At 52.9% G+C, this 25882-nt stretch carries 21 protein-coding genes and 1 pseudogene; 8 read left to right on the top strand and 14 right to left on the bottom strand.

The window, feature by feature from the left end; all coding sequences use genetic code 11:
- The first annotated feature begins 209 nt into the window (after positions 1-209).
- Positions 210-665, top strand: coding sequence for a hypothetical protein (locus tag ACWHWP_RS05960; protein ID WP_447855232.1), 456 nt, complete (start codon positions 210-212; stop codon positions 663-665).
- Between the two features lie 288 nt (positions 666-953).
- Here the strand turns inward: ACWHWP_RS05960 and ACWHWP_RS05955 are convergent, their stop codons facing one another.
- A complete protein-coding gene (locus ACWHWP_RS05955) occupies positions 954-2297 on the bottom strand; it encodes a putative phage abortive infection protein (RefSeq protein WP_447855231.1) in 1344 nt (447 codons plus the stop codon).
- A 579-nt stretch (positions 2298-2876) separates the two neighbouring features.
- On the opposite strand from ACWHWP_RS05955, the gene ACWHWP_RS05950 reads away from it, so the two are divergent.
- The 3 genes from ACWHWP_RS05950 (at position 2877) to ACWHWP_RS05940 (ending at position 5051) form a co-directional block, all read left to right on the top strand.
- Complete coding sequence (locus ACWHWP_RS05950; protein ID WP_447855230.1) at positions 2877-4022, top strand: hypothetical protein; 1146 nt, start codon at positions 2877-2879, stop codon at positions 4020-4022.
- Between the two features lie 360 nt (positions 4023-4382).
- Positions 4383-4631 carry a hypothetical protein gene (locus ACWHWP_RS05945; protein ID WP_447855229.1) on the top strand — a complete coding sequence of 83 codons (249 nt, stop codon included), beginning with the start codon at positions 4383-4385 and terminating at the stop codon, positions 4629-4631.
- A gap of 171 nt (positions 4632-4802) precedes the next feature.
- Positions 4803-5051, top strand: coding sequence for a hypothetical protein (locus tag ACWHWP_RS05940; protein WP_110215402.1), 249 nt, complete (start codon positions 4803-4805; stop codon positions 5049-5051).
- 124 nt (positions 5052-5175) lie between these two features.
- On the opposite strand, the pseudogene ACWHWP_RS05935 reads toward ACWHWP_RS05940, so the two are convergent.
- Together ACWHWP_RS05935 and ACWHWP_RS05930 are read right to left on the bottom strand one after the other, a co-directional pair.
- Positions 5176-5778 (bottom strand): annotated as a pseudogene (locus tag ACWHWP_RS05935) (site-specific integrase).
- 210 nt (positions 5779-5988) lie between these two features.
- Entirely contained in the window at positions 5989-7209 is a 1221-nt protein-coding gene (locus ACWHWP_RS05930; RefSeq protein WP_447855228.1) for a potassium channel family protein, read from the bottom strand.
- 958 nt (positions 7210-8167) lie between these two features.
- Between ACWHWP_RS05930 and ACWHWP_RS05925 the strand changes: the two genes are divergently transcribed.
- Positions 8168-8479 carry a type II toxin-antitoxin system HigB family toxin gene (locus ACWHWP_RS05925; RefSeq protein ID WP_447855227.1) on the top strand — a complete coding sequence of 104 codons (312 nt, stop codon included), beginning with the start codon at positions 8168-8170 and terminating at the stop codon, positions 8477-8479.
- The gene (locus ACWHWP_RS05920; RefSeq protein ID WP_447855226.1) at positions 8476-8898 is read left to right on the top strand and encodes a helix-turn-helix domain-containing protein; all 423 of its coding nucleotides are present in this window, start codon (positions 8476-8478) and stop codon (positions 8896-8898) included. Before ACWHWP_RS05925 ends, ACWHWP_RS05920 begins: the two co-directional genes overlap by 4 nt.
- A gap of 64 nt (positions 8899-8962) precedes the next feature.
- Here ACWHWP_RS05920 and ACWHWP_RS05915 read toward each other — a convergent pair whose 3' ends face one another.
- The 8 genes from ACWHWP_RS05915 to ACWHWP_RS05880 all read right to left on the bottom strand — a co-directional run bounded on the left by ACWHWP_RS05915 (position 8963) and on the right by ACWHWP_RS05880 (position 18736).
- The gene (locus tag ACWHWP_RS05915; protein WP_333064865.1) at positions 8963-9340 is read right to left on the bottom strand and encodes a hypothetical protein; all 378 of its coding nucleotides are present in this window, start codon (positions 9338-9340) and stop codon (positions 8963-8965) included.
- A gap of 258 nt (positions 9341-9598) precedes the next feature.
- Positions 9599-10159, bottom strand: coding sequence for an SMI1/KNR4 family protein (locus tag ACWHWP_RS05910; RefSeq protein ID WP_447855225.1), 561 nt, complete (start codon positions 10157-10159; stop codon positions 9599-9601).
- Positions 10160-10442: 283 nt separating this feature from the next.
- On the bottom strand, positions 10443-10964 hold the full coding sequence (locus ACWHWP_RS05905; protein ID WP_447855224.1) for an SMI1/KNR4 family protein: 522 nt from the start codon (positions 10962-10964) through the stop codon (positions 10443-10445).
- A 12-nt stretch (positions 10965-10976) separates the two neighbouring features.
- The gene (locus ACWHWP_RS05900; protein WP_447855223.1) at positions 10977-15179 is read right to left on the bottom strand and encodes an RHS repeat-associated core domain-containing protein; all 4203 of its coding nucleotides are present in this window, start codon (positions 15177-15179) and stop codon (positions 10977-10979) included.
- Positions 15180-15196: 17 nt separating this feature from the next.
- Positions 15197-15634 (bottom strand): DcrB-related protein, encoded by a 438-nt coding sequence (locus tag ACWHWP_RS05895; protein ID WP_059310749.1) that lies wholly within the window; start codon positions 15632-15634, stop codon positions 15197-15199.
- Between the two features lie 72 nt (positions 15635-15706).
- On the bottom strand, positions 15707-16570 hold the full coding sequence (locus ACWHWP_RS05890; protein WP_059310748.1) for an efflux RND transporter periplasmic adaptor subunit: 864 nt from the start codon (positions 16568-16570) through the stop codon (positions 15707-15709).
- A complete protein-coding gene (locus ACWHWP_RS05885) occupies positions 16567-16782 on the bottom strand; it encodes a DUF1656 domain-containing protein (protein ID WP_063429401.1) in 216 nt (71 codons plus the stop codon). Before ACWHWP_RS05885 ends, ACWHWP_RS05890 begins: the two co-directional genes overlap by 4 nt.
- Positions 16772-18736, bottom strand: a complete 1965-nt coding sequence (locus tag ACWHWP_RS05880; RefSeq protein ID WP_447855222.1) for an FUSC family protein — start codon at positions 18734-18736, stop codon at positions 16772-16774. The genes ACWHWP_RS05885 and ACWHWP_RS05880 overlap by 11 nt, the downstream gene beginning before the upstream one ends.
- Positions 18737-18815: 79 nt before the next feature.
- Here ACWHWP_RS05880 and ACWHWP_RS05875 point away from each other — a divergent pair, with 79 nt between their 5' ends.
- Positions 18816-19607 (top strand): AraC family transcriptional regulator, encoded by a 792-nt coding sequence (locus ACWHWP_RS05875; protein ID WP_063429405.1) that lies wholly within the window; start codon positions 18816-18818, stop codon positions 19605-19607.
- Here ACWHWP_RS05875 and ACWHWP_RS05870 read toward each other — a convergent pair.
- On the bottom strand, positions 19604-20494 hold the full coding sequence (locus ACWHWP_RS05870) for an oxidoreductase (protein WP_447855221.1): 891 nt from the start codon (positions 20492-20494) through the stop codon (positions 19604-19606). The genes ACWHWP_RS05875 and ACWHWP_RS05870 overlap by 4 nt on opposite strands.
- Positions 20495-20599: 105 nt before the next feature.
- Here ACWHWP_RS05870 and ACWHWP_RS05865 point away from each other — a divergent pair, with 105 nt between their 5' ends.
- Positions 20600-21721, top strand: a complete 1122-nt coding sequence (locus tag ACWHWP_RS05865; RefSeq protein ID WP_063429409.1) for a YbdK family carboxylate-amine ligase — start codon at positions 20600-20602, stop codon at positions 21719-21721.
- Here the strand turns inward: ACWHWP_RS05865 and ACWHWP_RS05860 are convergent.
- Positions 21651-24806, bottom strand: a complete 3156-nt coding sequence (locus ACWHWP_RS05860; protein WP_447855220.1) for an efflux RND transporter permease subunit — start codon at positions 24804-24806, stop codon at positions 21651-21653. The genes ACWHWP_RS05865 and ACWHWP_RS05860 overlap by 71 nt on opposite strands.
- A gap of 9 nt (positions 24807-24815) precedes the next feature.
- Positions 24816-25880, bottom strand: a complete 1065-nt coding sequence (locus ACWHWP_RS05855; protein WP_447855219.1) for an efflux RND transporter periplasmic adaptor subunit — start codon at positions 25878-25880, stop codon at positions 24816-24818.
- Positions 25881-25882 lie beyond the last annotated feature (2 nt).

Genomic DNA, 25882 nt, shown 5'->3' with positions numbered 1-25882 from the left:
GTAACCGGGCGTAGGAACCCGCACAACATGACACGGCAATTATTTTTGTCGAGACGGCGCTCATCCCGTTAAAATACGGTCGCGCTGGCGGAGCAACCGAAAGGTTGGCCGTTATGTCATGTGCGGTATTCCTACCTCCGTCAGCGCTACCACCCATGAGCGTAGGAACTTATGTGGTGGTCTGGAGTATGTTTAAAAAGGAAAATCACATGACAACTATCCCTTCCCTGACTTACGCGCTTACTGAAGAAAGCGCTGTTTATCACCTTCTCCACCTGCAACTTCCCGATTCTGCGGATCTCTTTGAACTGGCTGACGCCTGCACTGCGTATGTGAGCGTATTGGTGGAAACTGATGACGCGGTGACGTTTGCCACGCTCTGCAAGCGATTGCTGGCTGTGCTGAAGCGGCTGCGTGAGTGCTGCGATGCCGAACTGCCTTCGTATCTGGTTGAACAATTGATCGCAGGGGAAAAGATTACCTCCTGCGTGCCGGACTGCTGGCAGGAAACGACTTTGCAGGTGGATTATGCCGTAGCGTTAACGCTGGCGGTGATGGGTGGGACACTGCCTGCAAGCGTGGCGAAAGAACTCGTCGGACTGCTGCATGATATGGTCTGGTTGTTAGCGGAGTTTGTGAAGGAGCCGTATATTACGGCGCACTGATGCGGGAGATGGGAGGCCGGGGATCTGCTGGGTAAGAAGCAGATCCCCGGCCTTACGCAAAATTTAATGTTGTTTTTAAATGTCTGGTAAGAGCGAGAAGCGGATATTAACTGTAATGACACTGCCTGGCTAAGGTAGATCCTGTTAACTAAACTAAAGCACTATTAGTTCGGTATTGCCTGAATATCAGTTTCAAAAAATAACCAAATCAATATAATTATCGGCTTGATATTTTATTACTTAATGAAAATTGAAAGATTATTCTATTTATGCCATGCAAAAAGTTCATTATTTAAATCCCCCACCCATAAAACCATTGTCATATATTGTAGGTACCTCCCCTCTTGTATAGAGGCAATAAAAATCGCATGACAAAGTCATTACAGACTCTTTTCTATAAATGAAAGAGGTTCTTGAGTACAATAAATTATTGTACATATGATTCTTCAATCGCCCTTCGCTTTTTATATTTGCATTTTTAAATATCAAGTCGTCCATGACTTTTTCTTTTGCGCTTTCAATTCTTCTGTCTTGATTGAAAAAGAATAACACCAAAATATCAGTGTCGAGCTTCATAGTTGCTTCGTTAATTTTTTTATACAATATCGATAAATTATAATTAGTATCACCACATAATAAAAGATAACGTCTTTGCTTTAGAGAGCTTTTAATTATCTTGTTAGTTTTACATGTAATAAAATTTATCTCTGACAGATCAAAATTAAAAGTTACATTTTCTATCTTAATCATTGCATCAGAAAAATTCATGATTAGGTGTTCAAAAAAATCACACTCAATAAGAAGTTGATAGTATTTATAATAATCATTAAAAAAGGAAAGGTGAGGATCATCTAAATCTTGAAACAAGTCACTCCATCTTTTTATTTCATACTTACTTTCATTAGATGACTTGTAAAAATACATAGCATTAATTGCAATCAACATTAATATGTCGTAAGGGATGATAGAACGAACTATGTTAGTGTACTTTTTCATGTCCTCTTTAGTGCTTGAATTCTCTTTTGATGTTTTTAAAAGATGATATATTATTCTCATGTAAGGGCTGAGAATGTTTTTTGAAATATTATTACTTTTGTTTATTAGGAACGGGACTTGTTTGGTTCCTTTGCTAATTTTGTTTTTTATCATGTTTTTAATTCCATCTTTTTCGAGAAACGATGGAATGGAAGGCATTTCAATGATTTTATCTAAATGTTCTAAATAAATATAAAAGCAATTATTTGAGGCGTATATATCATTTTTAAATAGATTATGCTTATATAAATTATGATTGTTTATTATATCAATACTTGGATTGACATATAGCAGGTCACCTTCATTTTCTTTAAAAAATACTAACTTAACCAACAGGATTTCATTAGAATAGTAAAAATCATCTTCGTCTATTGTTATAAACTTTGCGTCTCCTCTAATGATTGAACGGGATTCGTATCCTGTTCGAGTCAAAATGTAATCTAACTGGTATAATAAATTATTGGATTTTATAAGTTTACCAAGGTAATTATTATGCTCCTGAAGCAATAATGCGAATTTTTTTTCAAAAGATTCCTTTTGGTCTCGCGCTCGGTTGTTTTGTATATTTTCTTCATTGGATTTAATTACTTCTAGCACTGACTTTACTGTAAAAAGGCAAATTATAATTGTCGCGATAGCTGAAGCAATACTTGAAATTGTCACTAAATCTGGAGAGATTCTAAGCTCATAAAAAACAGAGATATACAAGATGATTATAACAAGTGTAGAAATCAAGGCGCCAGTAGATGCCTTACAATGTTTTCTGATAAGTGGCATTACTATTAGTTGTTTTTTATTGAATATTTTAAATCTGTTGATAGATGAGCTTTTCAATTTCATATTTTGATAAAAATCAAGTATTCATAAAGAGTTGTGCTACGTAAAATAGCATTGTAAAGAGCAAAAAGACAGCTATTCGGTTCATTAAACACCTGCACTGTAGTTGCGTCCTAAAATGCTATCACTTTAGCAATACGCCTTAGTCTGCTACTGGCACTGAGCGGACATGCTAACTGGTCAAAGGTCCGCCATGAGCGAGGAGCGGAAGTTGGAATGCATACATAAATCGAGCAATTATGAGTTATGGGGGGGGGGCTGGTCAACCTACTGAATTGTTTTTGCCTATGATAACGGTCACAATCAACCTCTAAGTGTGCTAATTTGAAAGTGATATCCATGAAGATGACCAAGGCAGATTTTGGTGTAACTATTGACGATACTTTAATAACTGATTTTCGCGATGTGGTTAATGAAGGGGAGTTTGCTTACAGCTACTTCATAAACAGAAATGGTAAAAACCAGTTCAGCCCTATCTGTTCCTGCATGGATTGGATAAGCGTTTCTGTTCGCAATCTGATGAACTTCCCTGAGCTGTCGGAAGATATTGATGTCAAGGCCATGCAGGTTTACTCCCTTATATCATCTATTGATATTGCTGTGGAGGCGTTGCAGCAGCTTCACCGCATCATTGAGAGTGATCATAAGTTAGCGAGGTGGCCTTTCAAGAAATCAGCGAATGTCTTTAAGAATAAAACACCCTATCTATCACATGAGGATGATGACGCATACTTTAAGAGTATTCGTGCTATCTTTGGTGCTCACCCTACAAATCTTAAAAATAGTGATGGTGAGCGACTGTTTGCAAGCTGGCCTCATTTTCATGCTTTCAATGAAAATGATTTCACTATAAGCCTTTACAACAACACGCCAGGGAAAGATGATGTTATTTTCGGCATTAAGTTCGATGAGCTAATTACATATATTGAAGATAGGTATAAATATCTAACAAACCTAAAGGATTCCGTAATAGCAATACGTATAAAACATTACAGCACCCTATCCAAACAGATTATACCGTCTACTGATAACATTCATGCTGAGTTAAAGTTGCTTCTTTCAGAAGTTGCGGTGCGAGGTGATAATGATTATTACCGAATGGAAGTGGAAGAGTTAATAAAGCTGTTCGAGGGGAATGTTAAAGAGGCACATCTCAAGGATGAAGTTGACGTATTTTTAAGTAAACTACATCCAATTGCAGTAGAGATTAGATATAATCTTCAGGAAATGAATATTGAGGATTTAGCAACTAAGCATGGCGTGATGATTTCAACGCTTCCGAAAAATGCCCTGCATTACGTTCTTCAGAAAATGTTTACTTGGCTCCACTCTGATAGATATGACCCAATGGGTGGCTTTTACTTGGACAAGTTAAATGAATATTCAGGCGGGCGATACAATTTTTGTTCTGAGGATGATGACAGTACAACTCTATTGAAGCTCCGGATGATGTTGCATTGGTATCATCAACCAAAAGAGGCTTAGCCACGAAAACAAGCAATAAATTTGGAAGTTCGTGTGACCTATGCGCTAGGTATTCTGAGACGACAGTGTGACCTGCTCCCTGTTGATTAACATAGGCTGACTCTAGCAACATCCTCTACTGGCACAGAGCGGACCGCTCCAAGAGTATGATGTCCGCTGTGAGTGAGAAGTGGGCATCAGCCTAATTAGCATAACTGGACCGTTCTTTGCATTTCTAAATGTGTATGGTTTGGTTAAGCGGTATACATACTCATCATCCCATATCGTGCCCATCTTCTTCAATGCTGCTTATACTAGTATAGGGCCTCGCTAAATGCCCTGACTTACTGATATGATACATTCTCCATATAGGAGGTATTTATGACTTGGCTCGGCATTCCATTCCCATCAAGCAATTCAAATTTTTTAGATTCAGGTATTTTAACACTAGGTAAATTACCAACTATAGTTGTGGATTCTGGGTTTGGTTGGGATAGCGTTTTTGCAAGTACTCTAGGTGCTATTATTGGCGCAGCTATTCCTGCAGCAATCTCATATTACGCAATTTCGAATAGTGCAAAAACCATGAAAACTGATCGCGATGAGCATGCTAAATATGCCCGAGAGTAACTCAGAGCACAACTTGTCTCATCAAGCAGACAAAATTGGATTAATGAACTAAGAGATAATGCAGCTAGATATATATCAGTAGCTAACAAATTAAATAATTTACAAATACTTATAACAAATGAATTTAGAAAGCACGTTCAAAATGATGATTCTTATTATCGTCAGATTCGAATGGATGCCACAAATATTAAAGGTGATTTAACTTTCCTTAAAGCAAAAATTGAAATGTTACTCAACCCTCTTGAAAATGAGTCTATTGAAGTGATCACCGCATTAAATGAGTACACTGAGATTTCCAATAACTTTAAACCTGGTGATGATCATGATTTTGATAAGATAATGGAGATTATTAAAAACATAAAAGACAACATTAAATTAATTAGCAAGGCTGAGTGGGTAAAAACAAAAGAATTCAAGTAAGAAGTATAGATATAAAACGATCTTTACTAGATGTTTTATATCTTTTACCTGACTCAATGTTGGCGATCGTTGCGTTAAAAACGTCCGTTTCTGGCACAGGGCTGCTGTTGCAGCCCTGACAACCTTAGACTTCGATCGATTCAGAGATCTCTAATGCATCATCGACTTCAATGCCCAGATAACGGACTGTGCTTTCCAGTTTCTTATGGCCCAACAGAAGTTGGATCACCCGGAGATTCTTGGTTTTCTTGTAGATTAGGTAAGGTTTTGTTCTCCTCATGGAATGTGTGCTATAAAGCGAATCATCGAGACCAAGCTTTTCTACCCACCCATGAAAAATTCGGTTGTATTGCCGGGTTGATATGGGCTGGTTAGTTCCGACTCGAGACCGAAACAAGAAGTCTTTACTATGCAAATTGCCATGCTTTATCAATGCAGCAACAGCTTCTCTTGTACCTTTGGTTATCTCAAATTGCACAGGGCTACCGGTTTTATGTTGCAACACCGTAGCTCTGCTTGAAACAGAGCTACCTTATGCAACATCAGATACTTTGAGTTTGACCAGATCACAGCCTCGTAGCTTACTGTCCAGGGCCATATTGAAGAGAGCCAAATCGCGTGTTTTACCTTCTAGTTCAAGCCGGATTCGGATCCCCCAGATATGAGATATCTGAAGTGGTCTTTTTTGGCCGATGATACGGTCTTTGTTCCACGGTGACGTGTTCATACTCAAATCTCCTGCAATGTGGGAGATTTGAGTATGGTTGTCCCTTATGAGCGAAGAGCTGCCTTTCGTAATTTCCCTCGAAGTCGATTGAGGAGTTTCTGACATACTTTAGAGTTAATCAACTCGTAGCTGTCCAATTTAAATATTAGAAGATAAGCTCTGGCTAGCGTAGCTAGGTATGCCAACCTAAAACTTATACTATCAACTTATCTATTTTGTTTTAGAACCTCTGCGTGGATAGCGAGGTAATTTCTTTTGCGCGATTAAAGTATCTATCGCAGACTGGGCGAGTCTGTTTGAAATGGTTAGATTAGCAGCTATGCTTTTATGTATGCCTTTTCCCCAACTTGTTTTATTTCCTTCAGGCATTAAATCATATACATCATTGAGAAGCTTAGGATTTATGATGGTTTTATGTGACACAATAATTTCGCTCAACCTTTCTTGCATCAGTGTTCTTATTTTCCTTATTCCAACCAGTAAACTGTCATTGTCATTATATTCTTTTGTGACTGTGATTTTTTCTAACTTATTATATATAAATAGTCTTGTGTGGTTATAAGCAGAAGCTAGGAAAGGAAGTGTTCTGAAATTAAAGCTTTTTGAGGGCAAGCTGTTTTTAACTTTGATGAGGAACGCATCGGTGTAACCATAAGCTTTCATTGAACGCACATGTAACTTGTACATAATACTAATTAATGAACAGCTTCTTTTTGCAAGTGCTAAACTACGGTTAAATATCAGCTCGTCAGGAAAAGTTTGCTTATGTGTTTGGATTGTATGGCAGCTTTCCTGAATAAGATTAAGGATATGGTAAAATTTCATTAGTACAGAATCATTTCCAAACCCCGTTAAATCAGACTGGTTAGCATGAAAAATAATATAATTAGAGCTAGCTTCAAATCGTGATGTTATTGTTTTCAATATAGATTGTGTTAGCGGGATATTCTGCATATTAAATGCACCGATGAGCTCATCATTGAGCTTATAAAGCTCTATGCAAAAGGCATCAATGCGTCTCTGGCAGTCGCTTGTGTGCACTAAAAGGAGCATGGCTTGCTGCCGTTCGGATGCAAATTTTCCTATTAATAATGAAGTGAATAGCAATCCACTTAATGTAAGTATTACTGATATAAAACGAGCAAATCCCACAGGGGTTAGGTCCCCATAACCTAGTGTTGTAAATGTCACAAAACTGAAATAAAGCGAATCAATAAAACCATTAGAATTATTTAGCCCTCCAAAGAGGGTGATTAAAGTCGAACCCAAAAATATAGCCATTACAGCGCCTATGATTAAGTCAGTGTATGTGGCTTTTTGAATTAATTTCCCGATAGTGGATGATAATTCATATTTAATGTCTGGCGGATTGGCCAATGAATCGTCAGCATCAGAAATGAGAAGGTCTGTTTGTAGTGGTATTTTTTTCATAAGTAAAACTCCTTTTCAGAGATGAGTTATAAAAAGAACAAAAAGCAACTGCTCAAAGTTATTATGGGTTGACGGAAATAAAATTACCAGATTCTGTTTAAGTTAGTAACTGCCCAATCAATCCTCTTAAAGACTAAAATTGAGATCTCCCCCCATCAACCATTCTCAATTTCCAGATATTGTCAAAATGTGCTAAAAAAATTTAATATACATAACCGAACCGCGAAAAAGGGACCTCGTGCCAAGCGACTGCGGCTGCGGTCTGATGTCTGATGTCTGATGTCTGATGTCTGATGTCTGATGTCTGATGTCTGATGTCTGATGTCTGATGTCTGATGTCTGATGTCTGATGTCTGATGTCTGATGTCTGATGTCTGATGTCTGATGTCTGATGTCTGATGTCTGATGTCTGATGTCTGATGTCATGCAGGCTTAAACTAGGCTTATTATACCGAACATTGCTTAATAACGCATTTTTCTTCATGACAGTCAATACGCCATTGAGTTCCATATCGGATTTAAATACGTGTCTTTCAGTCGCCATGTCAAACTCATGTTTCCTTTAAGAATCACGCAAATCGCTATTGGGGTATCCCATTCAATGCTGGGCCATCTACGTTCAGTGGTTTCTGCAACGCATGCTTCGTAAATTTATTTTTCAACTTCCCGGGCTGTATCGGACGGTTAAGTGCAATCTCAACCCGGTTAAAATCGTGGCGTCCTAGTGACGCCCAGAATTGTTGACCAATCACCTTTGGCTAAACCAAACTACCCCAGAAACTTCCGCTTCTGGCACTACGCGGACATTTCTTTCACAGTCACCTCATACAGTGTTCGCACTCATTAAATGAGCGCCGTCATCACGAGCATATGAAAACTGTACTCCATCAATGTTTCCACATTTTCAACCCACCAACCATCACCTATAATGTTTCCAGTCTGGAAACAGGGGGCAAGGATGCACGTAGTCTCAAGAGCACCTTTCGACGCAGCCACCAGACAATTTCCTAATCAAGCACTCGCTCTGGACGATCTTTACCGGGTACTAAAAAAGGAACACTATCCATCACCAGACGACATGCGAAAGCGCTTTCCCAGCCTGGATCGGATGAAATACCGGGAAAAATGGTGGGTCATTGATGTAGGTGGCGGGCATTTAAGAGTGATGTTTTTTACTGATTTTGAGCGGGGAAAGATCTTCATCAAACACATCAGCACTCACGCAGATTATGACAAGCTCACGGACCTGTACCAGAGAACGAAAGAATGAACTATGCAGCAGTCATCAAAGCGGCAAACGATCTGACCAACGAGCTTCCTTTCCTTGGCTCAAGCCCGTCGCGACAAGATTACGAGGATGCTCTGGGGTTGGTGGAGTATCTGATTGAGCATGACCCCGATAGTCCGCTGGTAGAGATGCTCACCGTGAAAATCGATAAATACGAAAACGAGTCTCAGGAGTTTGCAGAATTTAACGCCCGTGTTGCCAGCATTCCGTCAGGCGTTGCGTTATTGCGAACGCTGATGGACCAGTACCATCTCACTCAGAGCGATTTCGAGAACGAGATAGGCAAGAAGTCTCTGGTGAGTCGGATCCTTAACGGACAGCGCACGTTAACGCTGGATCATATGCGCGCGCTGGCGAAGCGTTTTGGCGTGCCTGTGAGTGCATTTGTAGGGAATCGATGAGGATGATTTTTTTATATTAAGAAAAAGTAACGCAGCCAAGCTGGCCATGTCGCGGATAAAACTCCTATTGTAATTGTAGAGGCACGTCACTGCCTTCAAACACTTCTCTCAAACACTTTCCAAGCGATTTAGAGTCTTTTGCTGCAGGAATGACCACATGATATTCCATGATACCAATCATTTTTACGGCATTTTCATTAAGCACGATCACAAGTTTGTCTTCAGTGAGCTGAACAGAACGAATAGAGTCTGTTAACTCATATTCCGTTGACTCACTCTGGAATCCAATGCATTCATTAACGGGTAATTCATCTTCGTCGAATCGTCCGATAATGATAAAATTTTTTGGATCATGATTGTCATCCCCTATTCCGATGGTGAAGACATCATTTTCTTTATAGCAGTTAATACACGCTGCAATAAGATTTTTAACATTACTCATCAGTTCTCCTTATCTTGCACCATTTTGCTCCTGACAGATTTTATCGGAAGTCTGGCGTTCATTAAGATGGCTTGTATCCTAAGAGTAACCTAAGATAGTACCCGCACCAATTTTTTATAGATTGCTATTTTTAAAAGGCTAAACATATATTCCCACCATAGCGAAATGGCTGTTGCTGCATTGATATTTGCTGCATCAGTTACGCCCACCTTTCAGCAATTGATGGACTTCGCAAAGTTCACCGCAAGCACCCTTTTATTAAAAATCAAGATCGATTTTAATCACACCTGATGTATCTATTTTATCATCCTGAACAGCAAGCATATCAACAAACTCATCGAAGGAATTTGCTATTTTCGTCAGACCGGAAATCACGGCTGAGTCATTGAATATTGGATCAGACTCGTGATCCCAAAACCAAATCTCTCCCGACATACCTCCCTTGAGACAAAGACAAATTTGATTATCACCAGACGAGGCTCCTATCGGTAACCATTGATCGCGAAAATCGTTTCGGTATGTATCTGCCATTTCAAACACAGTATATTCTTTACCCGATTCTGCAAGGCCGTACAGAGACTCAAGCGTATCGTTTCCTTGCTCATCAGACCATGGAGATGGTTGTAACGCTTTGAAAACAACATTTATATTAAAAAGAACAGAAGCGCCAAAATGAAGTAAATAGGCACGATAACTTTCAGGAATTGGCCCTGTTGATGCTTCTAATGTATTTAAAATCTTTTTCAGTTCATCTAATGGTAATAATGTCGATTTCGCTCCAAAGCGCTCTAATTTTTTCAACAATGTTCTTATCTCCATATATCTGATCCGTAGCCAATATGGGGCACATTGGCATGAAGCTCTCTCGGCAGAAGAATTATGGTATTCGCAATCAGATAATGTGGAGTGTGCATCTTTTCCCTTAACAAATTTTGAGCTGCTTTCTGTGTAATGCCTTTTTTCTATGCAATGGCATTATTACCAATGGTAAAATACAAGCATATCTGACATTCTTTTTATTACCGTTTATCTATTTACTAACATCTAAATGTAAAAAAAACAAGCCATGATCATATTCTGATTATGGCTTTATTTTGAAATATCATAAATCAACAGTTACATTCATTCCTGCATCAAGAGATGTCTCACAAATTCTCTTGTAAAATTCCGTAAAGCTATTAGTAATTTTATAGATATTGCCGCACTCATTTTGCTCAGCGATCTCAAACTCTTGGATATCATCCTCAGCATGTAGATGTGTTCTGTCCCAATAATACACACCTTGGCTTTCACTGCCATTTAATATAAGGTAAAAGTTACCTCCAGGATCATCACCAATAAGTAACTTATCATCAATGAAATCAAGTTCACTTAAAAAATTTTCATTTTGACGAAAAATGTCGTGGTTTGGATTTTTCATATTTATTCCAAAAAGGGCATAAAAGGCGATAACCCCTTCATCGACACCTTCATACTCTAACTCACAAAAATCCGGAGATTTTACAACAAAGCCATTTTTCAACCTGAGGAAATCTTTATAATCTTCAGGCAAACTGATTTTGAACTTTGCCTCCAAAACTTTAATTTCATTTTGAGTTGTAGGTTTACCGCATGAAATAGGCATAAGCTCTCCTTACTAAGGACATGATTTCTTGATCTTAGATACTCCACCTCTATGGGTAAAGTTATTATGTATTTCTTTAGGTACCTCTTGCATTGTTATTCCATTTTCGTGGTGATGCCAGGTATTAAGCTCTAAATTTGCAGGGCCATTAGGCGCCAATGCATTCGCTTTGCCGAAATCTCCAGAAGGGCCAAGCCTGTGATTGCCTTTAAGATCCGGAACATCAACGCTCTGGATTTCATACGGTTTAAAATCAGGGTACCCATTAGGATACCTAACGATATTCCCCATATTGTCTTGGTAGACCCATGTGCGAGTGTCTATCTCCTGCCATGCAGTACCACCCTTTTCAAGCCATCTATCAAGTAATGGAGAGTTCAGCGGCTTACCACTTAGCCCCCACGGATCGATCCAAGATAACGGGTTCGGCGCATACTGATAAAGGTTCCACCCACCATTCAACCCAATCGGATCCTGCACAATAAACCGCCCGACCTGCGGGTCGTAGTAGCGGAACAGGTTATAGTGCAGCCCCGTTTCACCGTCAGCGTACTGCCCGGCATAGCGAAGCGGCTGGTGTGCCATTGCCGAGCGATTCACAAGCCGTGAGAACCCTTCGCTCTGATGGCGCACTTCGCCAAAGCTGCCGTACTGGCCGCTCCAGCGCACCGCGCCGCGTTCGTCGGTCACCTCCAGCGGCGCGCCGTTCAGGTCGGTATTGAACCAGTAAATCTCACCGCTGCTCTGGTCACGAAGATGATCCACCCGCGCCAGCGGGCTCCAGGCTTCATTCGGGTCGTAAATATACGTGCTGCACAGCCCGCTCTCCTGCTGCTCCTGCAGCAGGCGGTAGCCCTGCCACAGGAAGCGGGTGTCGGTGGTGCCGTGCGTCGTGGTGACGATTTTACGCGTGCGGCGGCCCAGCGCGTCGTAGTGATAGCGCGCCTCAAACCGTCCTTCCGGCCCGGTTCCCCGGGCGGATACCAGACGGTTCTCAGCGTCATACGCATAATGCTGCTCATACAGCCCGTTCCGGCGGCTGACCAGGTTGCCCCAGTGGTCGTATTTCATAAACAGCGCCTGCCAGTGCTGCAGGCGGTTATCCGTGACCGGTGCCGGATCGTCATTGGCGGCGAGGTTGTCCGCGGCGTCGTAGCTGAACTGCGCGCGGCTGTGCCCCTGTCGGGCCTCGTAGTGCTTCAGCAGACGCCCTTCGGCGTCGTAGCCGTAGTCCACCTCACCGCGCAGGGTGTCGCTGACGCCGGAAAGCTCACCGCGCGCGGTGTAGCGGTACAGGCGTTCCAGTAGCGCCTGCTCCGGCAGGGTCACGTCCGTACTCACTTCGCTGCGCTGCAGGGTGCGTCTGCCGAGGCTGTCATACTGACGAAGCTGCTCGCGCGCGCCCTGGGTGCGGCGCACCTCGCGGTGCAGACGGTCGCGCGTGAACTCGGTCACCATCTGCTGCCCGAAGCGGATGGCGCTGACGTGGCCGGAGCCGTAGTGCAGCCAGGCCAGCTTTTGCTCGCCGGGCAGCGTCAGGCCGGTCAGGTTGCTCAGGGCATCCCATTCGTAGCTCACCGCGCCGTGAATGCCGGACTCGCTCAGCACGCGTCCGGCGGCATCGTGGCGGTAAGCGATCTCATCGCTCTCGATACCCAGGGCAACGCCTTCGGCGGTTGGCGTGCGGCGGATGCGGGTTATCTGGCCGCTCAGGTCGCGGAAGTAGCGGTACTCCGCGTGGCGCTGAGTGCGCCCGATCAGCAACCCGCTGTCGTCATAGCTGAACTGCTGGACGCGACGGGCGATGCCGCCGTCGGCGGCAGGCCGGCCGTTTTCTTCGAGCGCGCAGAGGAACCCTCGCGCGTCCCATTCCATATGGCGCACGGTCTCGTCCGGGCGCGTTTCGCTGAGCGGGCGACCCACGGCGTCGTAGGTGAAGCGGTATTCCGCCCCGTTGCCGTTATCGAGTCGCAGCAGGTTACCGCGCGGGTCGTAGCGCCACTGGCGCACGCGGCCAATACGGTCAGTGAGGCTAACCGGGAGGCCGAGCGCGTTGTAGGCCCAGCTCACCTCGCTTTCCAGCGGGTCGCGCCAGCCCGTGAGCTGGCCGCGTTCATTCCACACCAGCGACTCGCGGCTGCCGTCCGGATGGATCACGACGCTCAGCAGCCCGGCACGGCTCCACTCCCGGCGCGTGATATTCCCTTCCGCATCCTCGCTGGCAATCAGTTGTCCGAAGCGGTCGTAGGTGAAGCGGGTGACGCTGCCGGAGCAGTCGGTGCGCTGCGTCAACAGCCCCTGGTGGTTCCAGACCAGACGCACCACGCCGCCGATGGCGTCGGTGATGCTCTCCGGCAGGTTTTCTTCATCGTCGGGATAGCGATACGCGGTAGTGCTACCGGCCGGATCCGTCTCCGACAGCAGGCGACCGCGAAGGTCGTACATGACCTGCGATGAGGTGCCGTCCGGGTACACCGTGCGGGTGATGCGGTCGGTCAGGCGATGCCAGTGATACTCCGTGCGGCGGCCCGCCGGGTCCGTCTCGCTGGTCATGCGGCCGTATTTGTCCCACGTGCTGCGGCGCATCGCGCCGCCGGGCAGGATGACGTCGCAGAGCTCGCCGTCGCGGTAAACAAACGTCGTCTGGCGGCCGTCGTAATCCGTGAAGCGCGCGACGTTGTCGTCGTCATCCACCAGCCAGTGCGCCTGCGCGCCGTCTTCACGGGTCGCGCGGCGGGTGCCGTTATCAAAATCGTATTCGAACGTCAGCTGTTCGCCGCCGCTGTGGCGGAAGCCGACCACGCGCGGCAGGCCGTCAATCTCCCGCCAGCGGTATTCGCTCAGCAGGCCGTTGGCGTCCTCGTGGGCGCTCATCAGCCCGTCCTGCCAGCTGAAGCGTCGGCGCACGCTACCGCCCCGGCCGGTCACGGAGACCAGCTGGCGCTGTTCATCATAAGCGTAACTGACGAGGAAAATCTCGTCATCCAGCCAGGCACCGAGGAGCCTGTCACGGTCGTAGCGGCAGACCACGCGCTGGCCCGCGCTGTCGGTCAGGGCATGCAGGGTATTATCCGCATTCCACTCGAAGAGGATATCGTTGCCGCACGGTTCAGAGATGCGCTGGAGCAGCGACGGGGCATCATCCTTAAGCGGCGCATAGTGCCAGCGTTCGCCGCTAACGTCATACACCGACCAGCTGTCGTCCTGGTGATGTTCAAGCCAGTTTTTTTCGCTTTCGCAGTAGGTACGCAGCCCTTTCGGGACCTTCGGGAAGGCGACGTAATCGCCGGACGGTGCGCGCCACACCAGGCCGTCCTGATACGGCTCCAGGCGGCTTTCCCAGAACAGGCTCCAGCCGCGGCCCAGCACGCTGTCGCCGGGGTTGCCGCTGCGCCAGTAGCGCTGCCAGCGCACCGGAAGACGGGAAGGCAGGACGAAGTCCAGCTCATCATCCCCGCTGAGAAACTTCTGTCCGCTGACGATATCAACCGGGCGGGCGATGATCCCCGCTGCCGCCACGCCGGTCATCAGCGTGCCGGCGCGACAGGCGATACGGGCCAGCTTGTTGATACCGGGGATTTTGCCCAGCAGCTTAGAGAGCGCCCCAACTTTGCCAGCGGCACCGCCCCACCCGCCGAGCAGACCGGCGAACAGCAGAGTAAGATCGGAAACCTTATAGAGCCACTCGGGCACTTCAGACTGAATGGGCAGGGTTTGCTGCGGGTCGCCGCCGATAATGACGTTGTCCGAACCGGTCATCACCTTCGCGTCGCAGGTGGTGCGATCCCCGATGCGTGACGCAGGCTGGCTGTTAATGGAGACGCGCTTAGAGCCTTCGGCCATCTGCTGCGAGCCGTCGTCAGAACAGTCGACGGTGCTATCGGTGGCAAGCGCGGCGGGTTTACCGTTGATAAACACGTTGGGCGAGCCGGAGGTGATGACGCCTTTCTTCGTCATGCTGGATGCCCCGGCGTCCGCGATGCTGTCCCGGGCGGCGGTTGCCAGCTCCCCGGTGTAATACCCTACGGCCAGGCTGGCGCCGACGAGCAGGACGCCCACGCCAAGACAGGATGCGCCGAGGCCCGCTATAAACATCGCCCCCGCCAGAATGCCCCCGGCGGCGGCAATCAGGCCACCGACAATCGTTCCGGCAATCATCCCGGCCAGCGCACCGGAGTGGCCGATATCATCACCAACGCGTGCTGCTTCAAACATAACAACGGTCCCTGAAGTTAATGGTGGAAGCGGAAGCTCCTGAGAAGTTCGCCAAACAGCGCACTGTCGGCATCGCCCAGCGCGCGGGTGCAGGTCATGGTGAATACCAGAATGTTATCGCCGTCGACGTTAAACACCGCCTGCTGCTGCCAGATGCGTTTCCCGTCGCGCAGGTAGCTGGCATGGACGGTTTCACCCTGTGAAAGGCCGTCGCCCAGCGTCGCGGCGCTGCGCTCACCCTGCTTCCAGCCCTTGATGTGTTTTGCCATCAGGGCGAGCTGGCGATCGATATACGCGGCAAGCGCTTCGCCGGGGTTGAGGGCATCGCGGGAGATGTTGAACGCCGGCGCATCCGCCGCGGGCGGCGCGAATACGTTGACGGTACGATCCTGATAACCCTCAGGAACGTTGATCAGTCCTTCACTGAAAAGGCACTGCGAATGTTGTTCTGACATTGAGCGGGTCCCACCACATATTTTCAGAAGCGGTAAGTTTCGCATATGTGTTTAAGGCTGACTATCCCCAGATTATTGCCCCACCGACACGCTCGCCGACAGGCCAGCCACCAGTTCAATCCCCTGCGGCAGCGTGTCGATATGAATGCGCACCGGCACGCGCTGCGCCAGCCGCACCCAGCTGAAGGTAGGCTCGACGTCGGGCAGACCCAGCCCGCCCGTCTCATCATTGCTGTCCCCAATCCCATGCCCAATGCTCTCCACGTGACCCGTGATGACAGGCTCATACCCCATCAGCACAACCTGCGCGGCATCCCCGACGTGAATATGGCGCAGCCTGGTCTCCTCAAAGTACCCCACCACCCAAAAGCTGTGGGCATCGACGATGGCAACCTTTGTTTCCCCCGCCGTCGCGTAGTCTCCGGGGCGAAGCCGCAGGTGCGTGACGTACCCCGAAACCGGCGCACGGACGGTGGCGTGCGCCAGATTAAGCTCTGCCAGGTCCAGCGCGGCCAGCGCACCGTGATAGTTGGCCGCCGCGACGTTCGCCGCGCTGCCGGTTTGCTGCAGGTCCTCGCTGGAGATGGCGTTTTTAATCAGCGTGCGGCGCCGGGCAGCATCCTGGCGCATCAGCATCTCATGGCGTTTCGACTCCACGTCAGCCTGCGCGCTGGCTACCGCCAGCCTGAGCCAGCGCGGATCTATGGTATAGAGCACATCGCCCCGGTTCACCCACTGGTTGTCCCGCACGGCCACGCTGATGACCGGCCCGGAGACGTCCGGCGCAATCTGCACCACGTCCGCCCTCACGCGGCCGTCGCGGGTCCACGGCGTTTGCGCATAGTGTTTCCACATCATAAACGCCAGAAGCGCGGCAGCTGCGGCCGCGCTTAACGTCAACGCATAGCGAGCCAGTAAAGAGAGCAGTGATTTCATGACAATAACCCCAACGCGGTCAGGCCCTGCATCAGCAGGAAAAAGGTGACAATCCAGGTGGAAACGTCCAGCAGCGGACGAAGCGGCAGGTGCCGGTAGAGCCTGCTGAGAGAGAAAAGCGCCACGAGGCCCAGCGTGCAGACCAGCGCCGCAAGGGCGACCGTCAGCAGCCCCGGAATAAAAACGCCGCCGATATCGAAATCATTCACCACGTTCTGGCTCCCGTAATGCACAGTGCAGATCCACCAGCCTGAAGACAAACTGGCGCGTATGTTCATCTGCCGCAGGCAGGTGCCGCTCGATGATGTCGGCGATGCGTTCGCGCAAGGGGGTGCTGTCTGCGGTAGCAATCTGATGAAAAAGCGCGTCAACCTCCCTGCCGGGCGGTGTTTCACCGCGGCGTAAATGCATAACCGAAAGCCCCAGACGCAGCGCGTGCAACAGCCGATCGATCGCCTGCTCTGGCGCATGTTCGCTGCGCTGCAGGCGCAGCAGCAGCAGAGCGGTGCGGTCCATCATCAGGTTGATCCAGTGCGTTTCATCCACCCACAGCGTGCCCTTCACGCTGCGGCGAATGTCTCGCTGGCACAGGCTCAGCAGACGCGCAATGGCGGCGTCCGCCTGAACGGTTTGCAGCAGGCTCATACTCACGACGGCGAAGCCGGTGGCGGCAAAGAGCGCAATGGCGGTGTTGGCCGCTACAGCGAAGTCTCCACTGTAGCGCGCACCCAGCTCGCACAGAATGGGCAGCGTCAGGGTGATCCCCATCGCCATAAACGTGGTGGGCGGGTGCGCCTGAAGCGACCCGGCCAGCAGATACGCCGGGGCAAGCACCGCCACCAGCACCGGGAAATCGCTCACCTGCGGTAGCAGCGCAAAGCTGTAGAGCAGGCTCATCACCACGCCCCAGAACGAGCCAACGATGTACTTCACAATGTGCGGCGCCGGGGTGTCGAAGCTACCAAACAGCGTGCAGCAGACACCGAGTATCGACACCGCCGTTCCGCCGTCCGGCCACGCAGAGAAGATCCACACTAGGCAGCCGCTCAGGATAATGGTGAAAGCCCCCAGCGCCGTCCGTGCGGCGGTAAGAGGATCGCGGTGGAAAACGTAGCCTTTTGCCGCGCGAGTGGGTACCTCCCCGAAGACCGGCTTCGCGTGGCGAATGGCCCCGGAAAGGCGCTCGCACTGCTGCAGAAGAGCGATGGCCTCCGAGAGGTAGCGGATAAAACTGACCTGCAGCGCGTCGTCAAACGTCTGCGCCTGCGCGGCATATCGCGCGATGAGCTGCGCGCTGCGGTGCCTAAGCGCCTCGCCGCCGCGGCTGTCGCCTTCAGCAGCAAGCCAGGCCTGAACGTCCCCCAGCAATACCTGCATCTCGGCGGACAGGGTTCCGATCGCTGGCAGACGATCGTGTAGTTCACAGTTGACGATAACGAGCCGCGCCAGCCGGTCGTGAATCGCTTTTCTGGCCTGCCGCACCGGGGCTGAGAGGGCAAAATCGTACGGAATATGGTGGCTGATGCCCTGCAGGAACTGCAGCGCCAGGGCCAGATGCAGCGGGCCGGAAGCCGCATCGTGTTTGCCCGCTAAGGTATCCGCCACCCGCCCGCGCGCGGCCCGTAGCGTCTGAGATAGCTTAGCGTTGAACTGGCCCGATACCCGCGCGGGCAGCACGTAGCGGTGGATCAGCGCCGCGCAGAAAATCCCAATCGCGATCTCCTGCACGCGGACAATAGCGACGTTAAAGATGCCGCCGGGATCGGACACCGCAGGAAAGCCAATCAGGCTCGCGGTGTAGCCTGCCAGCACGAAGGCGTACGCCCGGGGCGTGCGCTCCAGCAGGGAGAGCCACAGGCAGAACGCGATCCAGCCCGTCAGCACTACGCTGCACAGGATCGGCGTATTCGCGAAGGTGGGCACAATCAGAACGGTCGCGCTGGCCCCGACAACCGTACCGGCCAGCCGGTAGAGGCTTCTGCTGAGCGATGCCCCCACCGACGTCTGCGATACGATGTAAACCGTAATAATCGCCCATGAGGGACGCTCGAGGCCGATCGACAGCGCGATGTAATACGCGAGCATCGCCGCGGCAAAACTCTTCGCGGCGTAGATCAGCGCCCCCGCGTCGTTTCGCAGAGTGGGATGAGAGAAAATGTTTTTCATGCCGGGATTATTACCGGCTTGCAGACCCGCTTAAATACTCTATTCTGTCAAAAAATACCTAAAAGTTGCCAGAATCGTGATGCCCCAACTTGCCCATACGCTGTATGACCCTGACTCTAGCGCCTCGCCTGCCGTGGCGCGTCATCTGGACTTCGTGGACTACGCCGCGGAAGTGCCGGTACACACCCACCGCAAGGGGCAGCTGATTATTGCCCGCTACGGCGCGGTCAGCTGCTATGCGCAAAACGATATCTGGATCGTGCCGCCGGACTGCGCCGTCTGGATCCCGGGCGGGATCCCGCACAGCGCGAAAGCGACATGGAACGCGCACCTGAACTATCTGTTTATTGAGCCCGGCGCGGCGGCGCTGCCGGAGAAGTGTTGCACGCTGGCGATCTCGCCGTTGATTAAGGAGCTGGTGGACCGACTGACGCATGAGGGCGTTGATTATCCTCCCGACGGCCACGTCGCCAGGCTGACCCGGGTGACGCTGGACGAGCTCGCCAGCATGCCGCAGCAGAAGCTGAGCCTGCCGGTCTCAGCCGATCCGAAAATTCGCGCCATGGCCGACGCGCTGGTCAGCCATCCTGAGGACAGAAGCACCCTGAAGGCGTGGGCGAAGCGGCTGGCCCTCAGCGAACGCTCGTTTGCCCGCCTGATGCAGCGCGAGACCGGGCTGAGCTTCGGGCGGTGGCGCCAGCAGCTGCATTTGATTATTGCCCTGCGGGAGCTGGCAAGCGGCGTGCCCGTCCAGAACGTGGCAACAACGCTCGGGTACGAATCCGTGAATGCGTTTATCACCATGTTCAGAAAAGCGATGGGCAGCACGCCCGCGCATTACTTTGCCGAACGGAAAAACAGTGGCCGTTAGCCTGGCCCCTCGCTCCCCGCCGCCAGCAGCGGCACCACCACGTCGCTGATGGGCACCGCAATACCGTGTTTGCGGCCGTAGCGCTGGATCACGCCGTTGCGGATATCCCACTCCATCGGGCGATCGGCCTGACGGTCGGCAAGAATCGAGGTACCCAGGTCCTCAGGCGCACGCTGGAAGTTCGCCAGAATCTCCTGGGCCACAGCATCGTCCAGCTTCGCCCCTTCGGCGCGGGCGACGGCAAGCCCCTCGCGCAGATAGGCCAGCGCAATCTCGCTGATATCCTCGCGCCTGAACATCCCGGCGCGGCGGTTGGCCAGCACCATCAGCCCGGCCACCGCGTTTTGCAGCAGCTTGCGCCAGGCGACGCTCGCGAAATCTTCCGAGAGCTCAACCGCGCAGCGCGAATCGCGAAGCGCCTCCACTACCCGCTGCGCCTGCGGCACGTCCGGCAGCGTCAGGCGCGGTTTGGCGCGCAGCCATACGGAGGCATCCGGCTCGCGCTGCGCCGGGAACCAGACCACCGACGGCAGCACCGTCGCGCCGTTGACCCACGGCTCCAGCTGGGCTTTCTGCTCAACGCCGTTTTGCAGGGCGCAGACCACGGTGTTTTCATCGCACAGCGCGCGCAGCCACCCGGCGCTGTCGGCATTTTGCGTCGTTTTTACCGCCACAAATACCAGATCGACAGGGCGCGTGATGACGGCCGGATCGGTCAATACCGGACCCGGCACCACCGTTTCACCCTCGTCGTCGCGTAAACGTAGTTCAGGATGCGCGGTGCGTCCGCACAGCAGCGGCGTGCGGCCCGCGTCGTGCAGCACTGCGGCAATGGTGGTACCAATTGCGCCAGGCCCAATCAGCGCAATCACTGGATTGTCAGACATGGTTAACTCCCCTTTTCGCTAAGCCTGCTAACAGTTATACCACCCTGTAAAGTGAGCGCCACGTCGTTGTCTATACTCAACACACAACAGATAACGGAGTGCGCCATGCCTTTACCTGATTTCAAATCCTCTGAACCTTTTACCCTCGGCATCGAACTCGAACTGCAGGTGGTTAACCCGCCGGGGTACGATCTCAGCCAGGACTCCTCCGCGCTTATCGCCGCCGTCAAGGACGACATCAAAGGCGGCGAGGTCAAACACGACATCACCGAAAGCATGCTCGAAATCGCCACCGGCGTGTGCCAGAACATCGACCAGGCGGCCGCGCAGTTCTCGGTGATGCAGCAGAGCATCCTGCGCGCAGCGGCGGAGCAGCATATCCAGATCTGCGGCGGCGGGACGCACCCGTTCCAGAAGTGGCAGCGTCAGGAGGTGTGTGACGACGAGCGCTATAACGTCACGCTGGAGCGCTTTGGCTATCTGATTTTGCAGGCAACGGTGTTCGGCCAGCACGTCCACGTCGGCTGTCGGACCGGGGATGACGCCATCTACCTGCTGCACGGCCTGTCGCGCTTTGTCCCGCACTTTATCGCCCTGGCGGCGGCCTCGCCGTACATGCAGGGTACGGACACGAAGTTCTCCTCGTCACGGCTTAACATTTTTTCAGGGTTCCCGGATAACGGCCAGATGCCGTGGGTCAACAGCTGGCAGGAGTTCGAGGGGCTGTTCCGCCGCCTGAGCGCAACCAGCATGATCGACAGCATTAAAGATCTGCACTGGGACATCCGCCCCAGCCCGCACTTCGGCACCGTGGAGGTGCGGGTGATGGATACGCCGCTGACGCTCGGCCACGCGATTAACATCGCCGGACTGATTCAGGCGACGTCCCACTGGCTGCTGACCACACGGCCCTATAAGCATCAGGAAAAAGATTTTCTGCTGTATCGCTTTAACCGTTTTCAGGCCTGTCGATACGGGCTGGAGGGGATCCTGACGGACGTGCACACCGGCGAGCACAAGACCGTGGCGGAGGATATCGCCTGGCTGCTGGAGCAGGTTGCGCCGTCGGCCGAGAAGCTCGGCGCGACGAGCGCAATCAATGAAATTGCCCTGCTGTTAAAGCAGGGCAAGAGCGAGGCGCAGCGCATGCGGGAGTTTATCGCCGATGGCGGCTCGCTGATTTCTCTGGTTCAGAAGCACTGCGAGCTGTGGGCGACGAGTCCGTAAGGCCGTGGCCCCACTCGCGCAGGCGCTGGAACAGCACGAACAGCGCCGGGATAAACAGGATCCCTACCACGGTCGCCACCAGCATGCCGCTGAACACCGTGGTGCCGATGATGCGGCGGCTCTGGGCACCGGCTCCGGTCGCCAGCATCATGGGCAATACGCCGATAATGAACGACACGGCGGTCATCATCACCGCGCGGAAACGGCGCGAGGCCCCTTCGCGCGCGGCATCGACAATCGCCATCCCGTCCATGCGCCGCGCGCGGGCAAACTCCACGATAAGGATCGCGTTCTTGGCGGCGAGGGCTATCAATAGCACCAGACCTATCTGCACGTACACGTCGTTGGCGTATCCCGCCAACCACAGCCAGACCAGCGCCCCGCCGATGGCGAACAGCACCGAGAGCATCACGCTCGCCGGGAGCGTCCAGCTCTCGTACTGGGCCACGAGGAATAGCCACGCCATCACCACCGCCGCCAGCACGATCCACATCGCCTGGTTGCCGGTCTGCTGCTCCTGATACGACATGCCGCTCCAGGCATAGTCATATCCGGCGGGCAGATGCTTCGCCAGAATCTCGCCCATCGCCGCCATCGCTGTGCTGCTGCTCACTCCTTCCGCTGCCGAACCGCTTACCGAGACCGACGGGAACTGGTTGTACTGCTGCAGGAACGGCGCGCCGACGGTCGGCGTGATGGTCACGAGGTTGCTCAGGCGCACCCGCTCGCCGCTGTTGCTGCGCACGAACAGTTCGCTAATCTGCTCGGCACGCTCGCGCCACTGCATCTCGTTCTGCATGACCACGTGGTAAACGCGATTATTCACGCTGAAATCCCCGGCGCGCGTGCCGCCGAAGGCGGTTTGCAGGCTGCTGAAGATGCGCGACACCGGCACGTCAAGACGGGCGGCGCGCTCGCGGTCAACGGTCAGCGTCAGCTGCGGCACGTTGCTGCTCCAGGTGGTGAACACGCGACTCAGCTGCGGATGCTGGTTGGCTTTCGCCAGCACCTCGCGCGTCACGCGCTCAAGCTCCGCCGGGCTCTGCCCCGCCTGCGCCTGAATGCGCAGGTCGAAGCCAGAGGCGTTGCCCAGCCCCGGCAGCGTCGGCGGTGCGAAGGTCATAATGGTCGCTTCCGGCAGGGCCAGCAGCTGGCGCTGCAGGGTGCCCATCACCTCGTCCAGCGGCGGCCGCTCGCTCCAGTCCTTCAGCATGATGGAGATAAACCCGCCGTTGGAGGCGCTGGTGCCGTTGAGAATGTTAAACCCGGAGACCTGAATCACGTCCTCTACCGCCGGGTTTTTGGCGATAAGCTCGCGCGCGGTGGTCATCACCGCTTCGGTCCGCTCCAGCGACGCCGCTTCCGGCAACTGAACGCTGGCGAAGAAGTAGCCCTGGTCTTCCTGCGGCAGGAAGCCTTTTGGCATCGACGTAAAGCTGAACGCCACCACGGCCGCAGCACACGCGGTAGCCAGCAGCGCCAGCCACGGGCGTAGGTTTAAAACGTTCACGATGCGGGTGTAGAAACCGCGCGTAGCGTCCAGCCCGCGATTAAAGGCGCGATAGAGTGCCGCAGGTTTCTCCGGGCGCGGACGCAGCAGCATCGCGCACAGCGCGGGCGTCAGGGTCAGTGCCACCAGGCTTGAGAGCGTGACGGCCGTCGAGAGCGTCACCGCGAACTGGCGATAAAGCTCGCCGACAATCCCCGGCAGCAGCGCCACCGGCACAAACACCGCCAGCAGCACCAGCGTCGTCGCAATCACCGGCCCGGCAATCTGGCGCAGCGCCAGCGCGGTCGCCGCCGTTCTGCTCTGCCCTTCCGCCATCAGCGTTTCGACGCTCTCCACCACCACGATGGCGTCATCCACCACCATGGTCAGCGCCAGAATAATGGCGAACAGGCTGAGGGTGTTGGCGGAATAGCCCAGCGTGTAGAGCACCGCGAAGGTGCCCACCAGCGACACCGGAATGGCGAGCGCCACAATCAGCGTTGCGCGCCAGCTTTGCAGGAACAGGGAAACGACCACCACTACCGCCAGCATGGTCAGCGCCAGCGAGACGCCGATCTCTTTGATCGTCGCCGCGACAAAGGTGGTGGTGTCGAATTTCACCTCATAGACCAGGTCGTCCGGGAAGCGCGTCGAGAGGCGCTCCAGCTCCGCGCGCACCGCGTCGGCCACGCGCAGGGCGTTGGCGGACGGCGTCGGGTAGATGCCGAGGTAGGCGGAGTCGTGCCCGTTCAGCTGCGCGCCGGAGCTGTAGCTGCGCGAGCCGAGTTCAATGGTGGCGATGTCCTTCAGGCGCACCAGCTGGCCCATCTCCCCGGCGCGAATAATGATGTTGGCAAAGTCGTCGGCCTGGCTTAAGCGCCCCAGCCCGTTGATGGTCAGGGTCTGCTGCTGGCCGTTAAACACCGGCGGCGTGCCGACCTGGCCTGCTGCGCCCTGCACGTTTTGCTCGCGCAGCGCCTGCGCCACGTCGTCGGTGGTGACGTTCAGGGCGTTCATGCGGTCTGGACGCAGCCAGATGCGCATGCTGTAGTCGCGCGCGCCAAACATCTGCACCTGTCCGACGCCCGGCAGACGAGACAGCGCTTCGCGCACCTGGGTGCTGGCGTAGTTGCTGACGAACAGCGGCGTGTGGGTGTTGTTAGGTGAGTAAAGACTTACCCCCATCATCAGGTTGGTAGCCCGCTTGCGCACCTGCACGCCGTTTTGCTGCGCCTCGGCGGGAAGCTGCGCCACGGCCTGCGCCACGCGGTTCTGCACGTCGATGGCGGCGAGGTCCGGATCGGTACCCGCCGCGAAGGTGATGTTCAGGCTATACGTGCCTTCGTCCGAACTGGTGGACTCCATGTAGAGCATGTGGTCCACGCCGTTCAGCTGGGTCTCCAGCGGCGTGGCTATGGCCTCCGCCACGTCACCCGAGCTGGCACCCGGCCATGACGCTGACACATTCACGACCGGCGGCGTAATCTGCGGGTACTGCTCCACCGGAATAATCTTCAGCGCGATGGCCCCCAGCAGGGTGATGACCAGCGCAATGACCATCGCGAAGCGCGGGCGTTTGATGAAAAACGTCAGCATGATGGCTCCTTAATTCAGTATCTGGACGGCAGCGCCTGGCTGCACGCGCTGCGCGCCGTCAGTGATTGCTCGCTCACCGGGCTTCACGCCGGAGGTAACCTGGAACTGCTGGCCAATCTGTCCGGCGACCTTCAGCGGGCGCATTTCGGCTTTGCCGTCGGCGTTAACCACCCAGGCAAAGAACCCGTCGCCGTTCTGCTGTACCGCGGCGGCGGGCAGGGTCAGAACCGGCTGCTCGCTTGCCGGGCGCAGGGTCACGTTCACGTTGCCGCCGGGCAAGAGCTGATGGCGCGGGTTGGCAAACTCGGCACGCAGCATCACGCTGGCGGTGCGCGGGTCGATTCGGTTATCCACGGACGTCAGTTCACCGGGGATACGCTGACCGTTGCTGTCGATTAATGCCTGCCAGGCCTGCTTCATGGCGCTTATATTCGCATGCTGTCCGGCTTTGGTGGCAAACGCCCCCTCTTCCAGCGCAAAGGCGATGCGGATCGGATCGAGCTGCACCACCTCGACCAAAACGCCGCTCGCAGGGTTAACCAGGCTGCCGACGTGGAACTGGCTGTGCCCCACGCGTCCGTCAATCGGCGAGGCGATGCGGGTGTAGTTCAGGGTGACGCTGCGGGTTTCAAGCCGGGCTTTCGCCTGCTCCAGCGCGGCGCTGGCGACGTCCCGCTGCATGCGGGCGTTATCCACGTCATGACGGCTGATGGCGTTACTGCTGCCCAGGCTTTCAAAGCGGGAAAGCTGCTGCTGTGCCTGACGCAGCGTGGCTTCGGCGCTTTTCACCTCGGCCTGAGCCAGGCGCAGGGCGGCGCGCGGCTCGGCGTCGTCCAGCTCGAACAGCACGTCGCCCTTTTTCACGTACTGCCCGTCGCGGAAGTGGATTTTGGTAATCACGCCTTCCGTGCGGGCGCGGAGCTCAACGGTGTGAATCGCTTCGATGCGACCCGGGATCTGACGCTCGGCGGCGTGGGCGGTCTGCTCCACGGCGGCGACGCGGACGGGAATGGCGGCAGCGAATGCGGGTTGCAGGGTGCAGGCGAGGAGCGCGAACAGGAGTGGGAGTTTCATGG

The organism is Enterobacter sp. WI-ESBL-E8 (genome assembly GCF_053364895.1).
This window is presented reverse-complemented; position numbering and strand designations above follow the sequence as displayed.

What these genes read in the sequence shown, in the direction of transcription:
- ACWHWP_RS05905 (WP_447855224.1), bottom strand. Translation starts at nt 10,964, where the DNA reads ATGCCTATTTCATGCGGTAAACCTACAACTCAAAATGAAATTAAAGTT.
- ACWHWP_RS05890 (WP_059310748.1), bottom strand. Translation starts at nt 16,570, where the DNA reads ATGAAATCACTGCTCTCTTTACTGGCTCGCTATGCGTTGACGTTAAGC.
- ACWHWP_RS05960 (WP_447855232.1), top strand. Translation starts at nt 210, where the DNA reads ATGACAACTATCCCTTCCCTGACTTACGCGCTTACTGAAGAAAGCGCT.
- ACWHWP_RS05940 (WP_110215402.1), top strand. Translation starts at nt 4,803, where the DNA reads ATGGATGCCACAAATATTAAAGGTGATTTAACTTTCCTTAAAGCAAAA.
- ACWHWP_RS05895 (WP_059310749.1), bottom strand. Translation starts at nt 15,634, where the DNA reads ATGTCAGAACAACATTCGCAGTGCCTTTTCAGTGAAGGACTGATCAAC.
- ACWHWP_RS05945 (WP_447855229.1), top strand. Translation starts at nt 4,383, where the DNA reads ATGACTTGGCTCGGCATTCCATTCCCATCAAGCAATTCAAATTTTTTA.
- ACWHWP_RS05915 (WP_333064865.1), bottom strand. Translation starts at nt 9,340, where the DNA reads ATGAGTAATGTTAAAAATCTTATTGCAGCGTGTATTAACTGCTATAAA.
- ACWHWP_RS05930 (WP_447855228.1), bottom strand. Translation starts at nt 7,209, where the DNA reads ATGAAAAAAATACCACTACAAACAGACCTTCTCATTTCTGATGCTGAC.
- ACWHWP_RS05920 (WP_447855226.1), top strand. Translation starts at nt 8,476, where the DNA reads ATGAACTATGCAGCAGTCATCAAAGCGGCAAACGATCTGACCAACGAG.
- ACWHWP_RS05950 (WP_447855230.1), top strand. Translation starts at nt 2,877, where the DNA reads ATGAAGATGACCAAGGCAGATTTTGGTGTAACTATTGACGATACTTTA.
- ACWHWP_RS05865 (WP_063429409.1), top strand. Translation starts at nt 20,600, where the DNA reads ATGCCTTTACCTGATTTCAAATCCTCTGAACCTTTTACCCTCGGCATC.
- ACWHWP_RS05855 (WP_447855219.1), bottom strand. Translation starts at nt 25,880, where the DNA reads ATGAAACTCCCACTCCTGTTCGCGCTCCTCGCCTGCACCCTGCAACCC.
- ACWHWP_RS05860 (WP_447855220.1), bottom strand. Translation starts at nt 24,806, where the DNA reads ATGCTGACGTTTTTCATCAAACGCCCGCGCTTCGCGATGGTCATTGCG.
- ACWHWP_RS05870 (WP_447855221.1), bottom strand. Translation starts at nt 20,494, where the DNA reads ATGTCTGACAATCCAGTGATTGCGCTGATTGGGCCTGGCGCAATTGGT.
- ACWHWP_RS05900 (WP_447855223.1), bottom strand. Translation starts at nt 15,179, where the DNA reads ATGTTTGAAGCAGCACGCGTTGGTGATGATATCGGCCACTCCGGTGCG.
- ACWHWP_RS05925 (WP_447855227.1), top strand. Translation starts at nt 8,168, where the DNA reads ATGCACGTAGTCTCAAGAGCACCTTTCGACGCAGCCACCAGACAATTT.
- ACWHWP_RS05875 (WP_063429405.1), top strand. Translation starts at nt 18,816, where the DNA reads ATGCCCCAACTTGCCCATACGCTGTATGACCCTGACTCTAGCGCCTCG.
- ACWHWP_RS05880 (WP_447855222.1), bottom strand. Translation starts at nt 18,736, where the DNA reads ATGAAAAACATTTTCTCTCATCCCACTCTGCGAAACGACGCGGGGGCG.
- ACWHWP_RS05910 (WP_447855225.1), bottom strand. Translation starts at nt 10,159, where the DNA reads ATGGAGATAAGAACATTGTTGAAAAAATTAGAGCGCTTTGGAGCGAAA.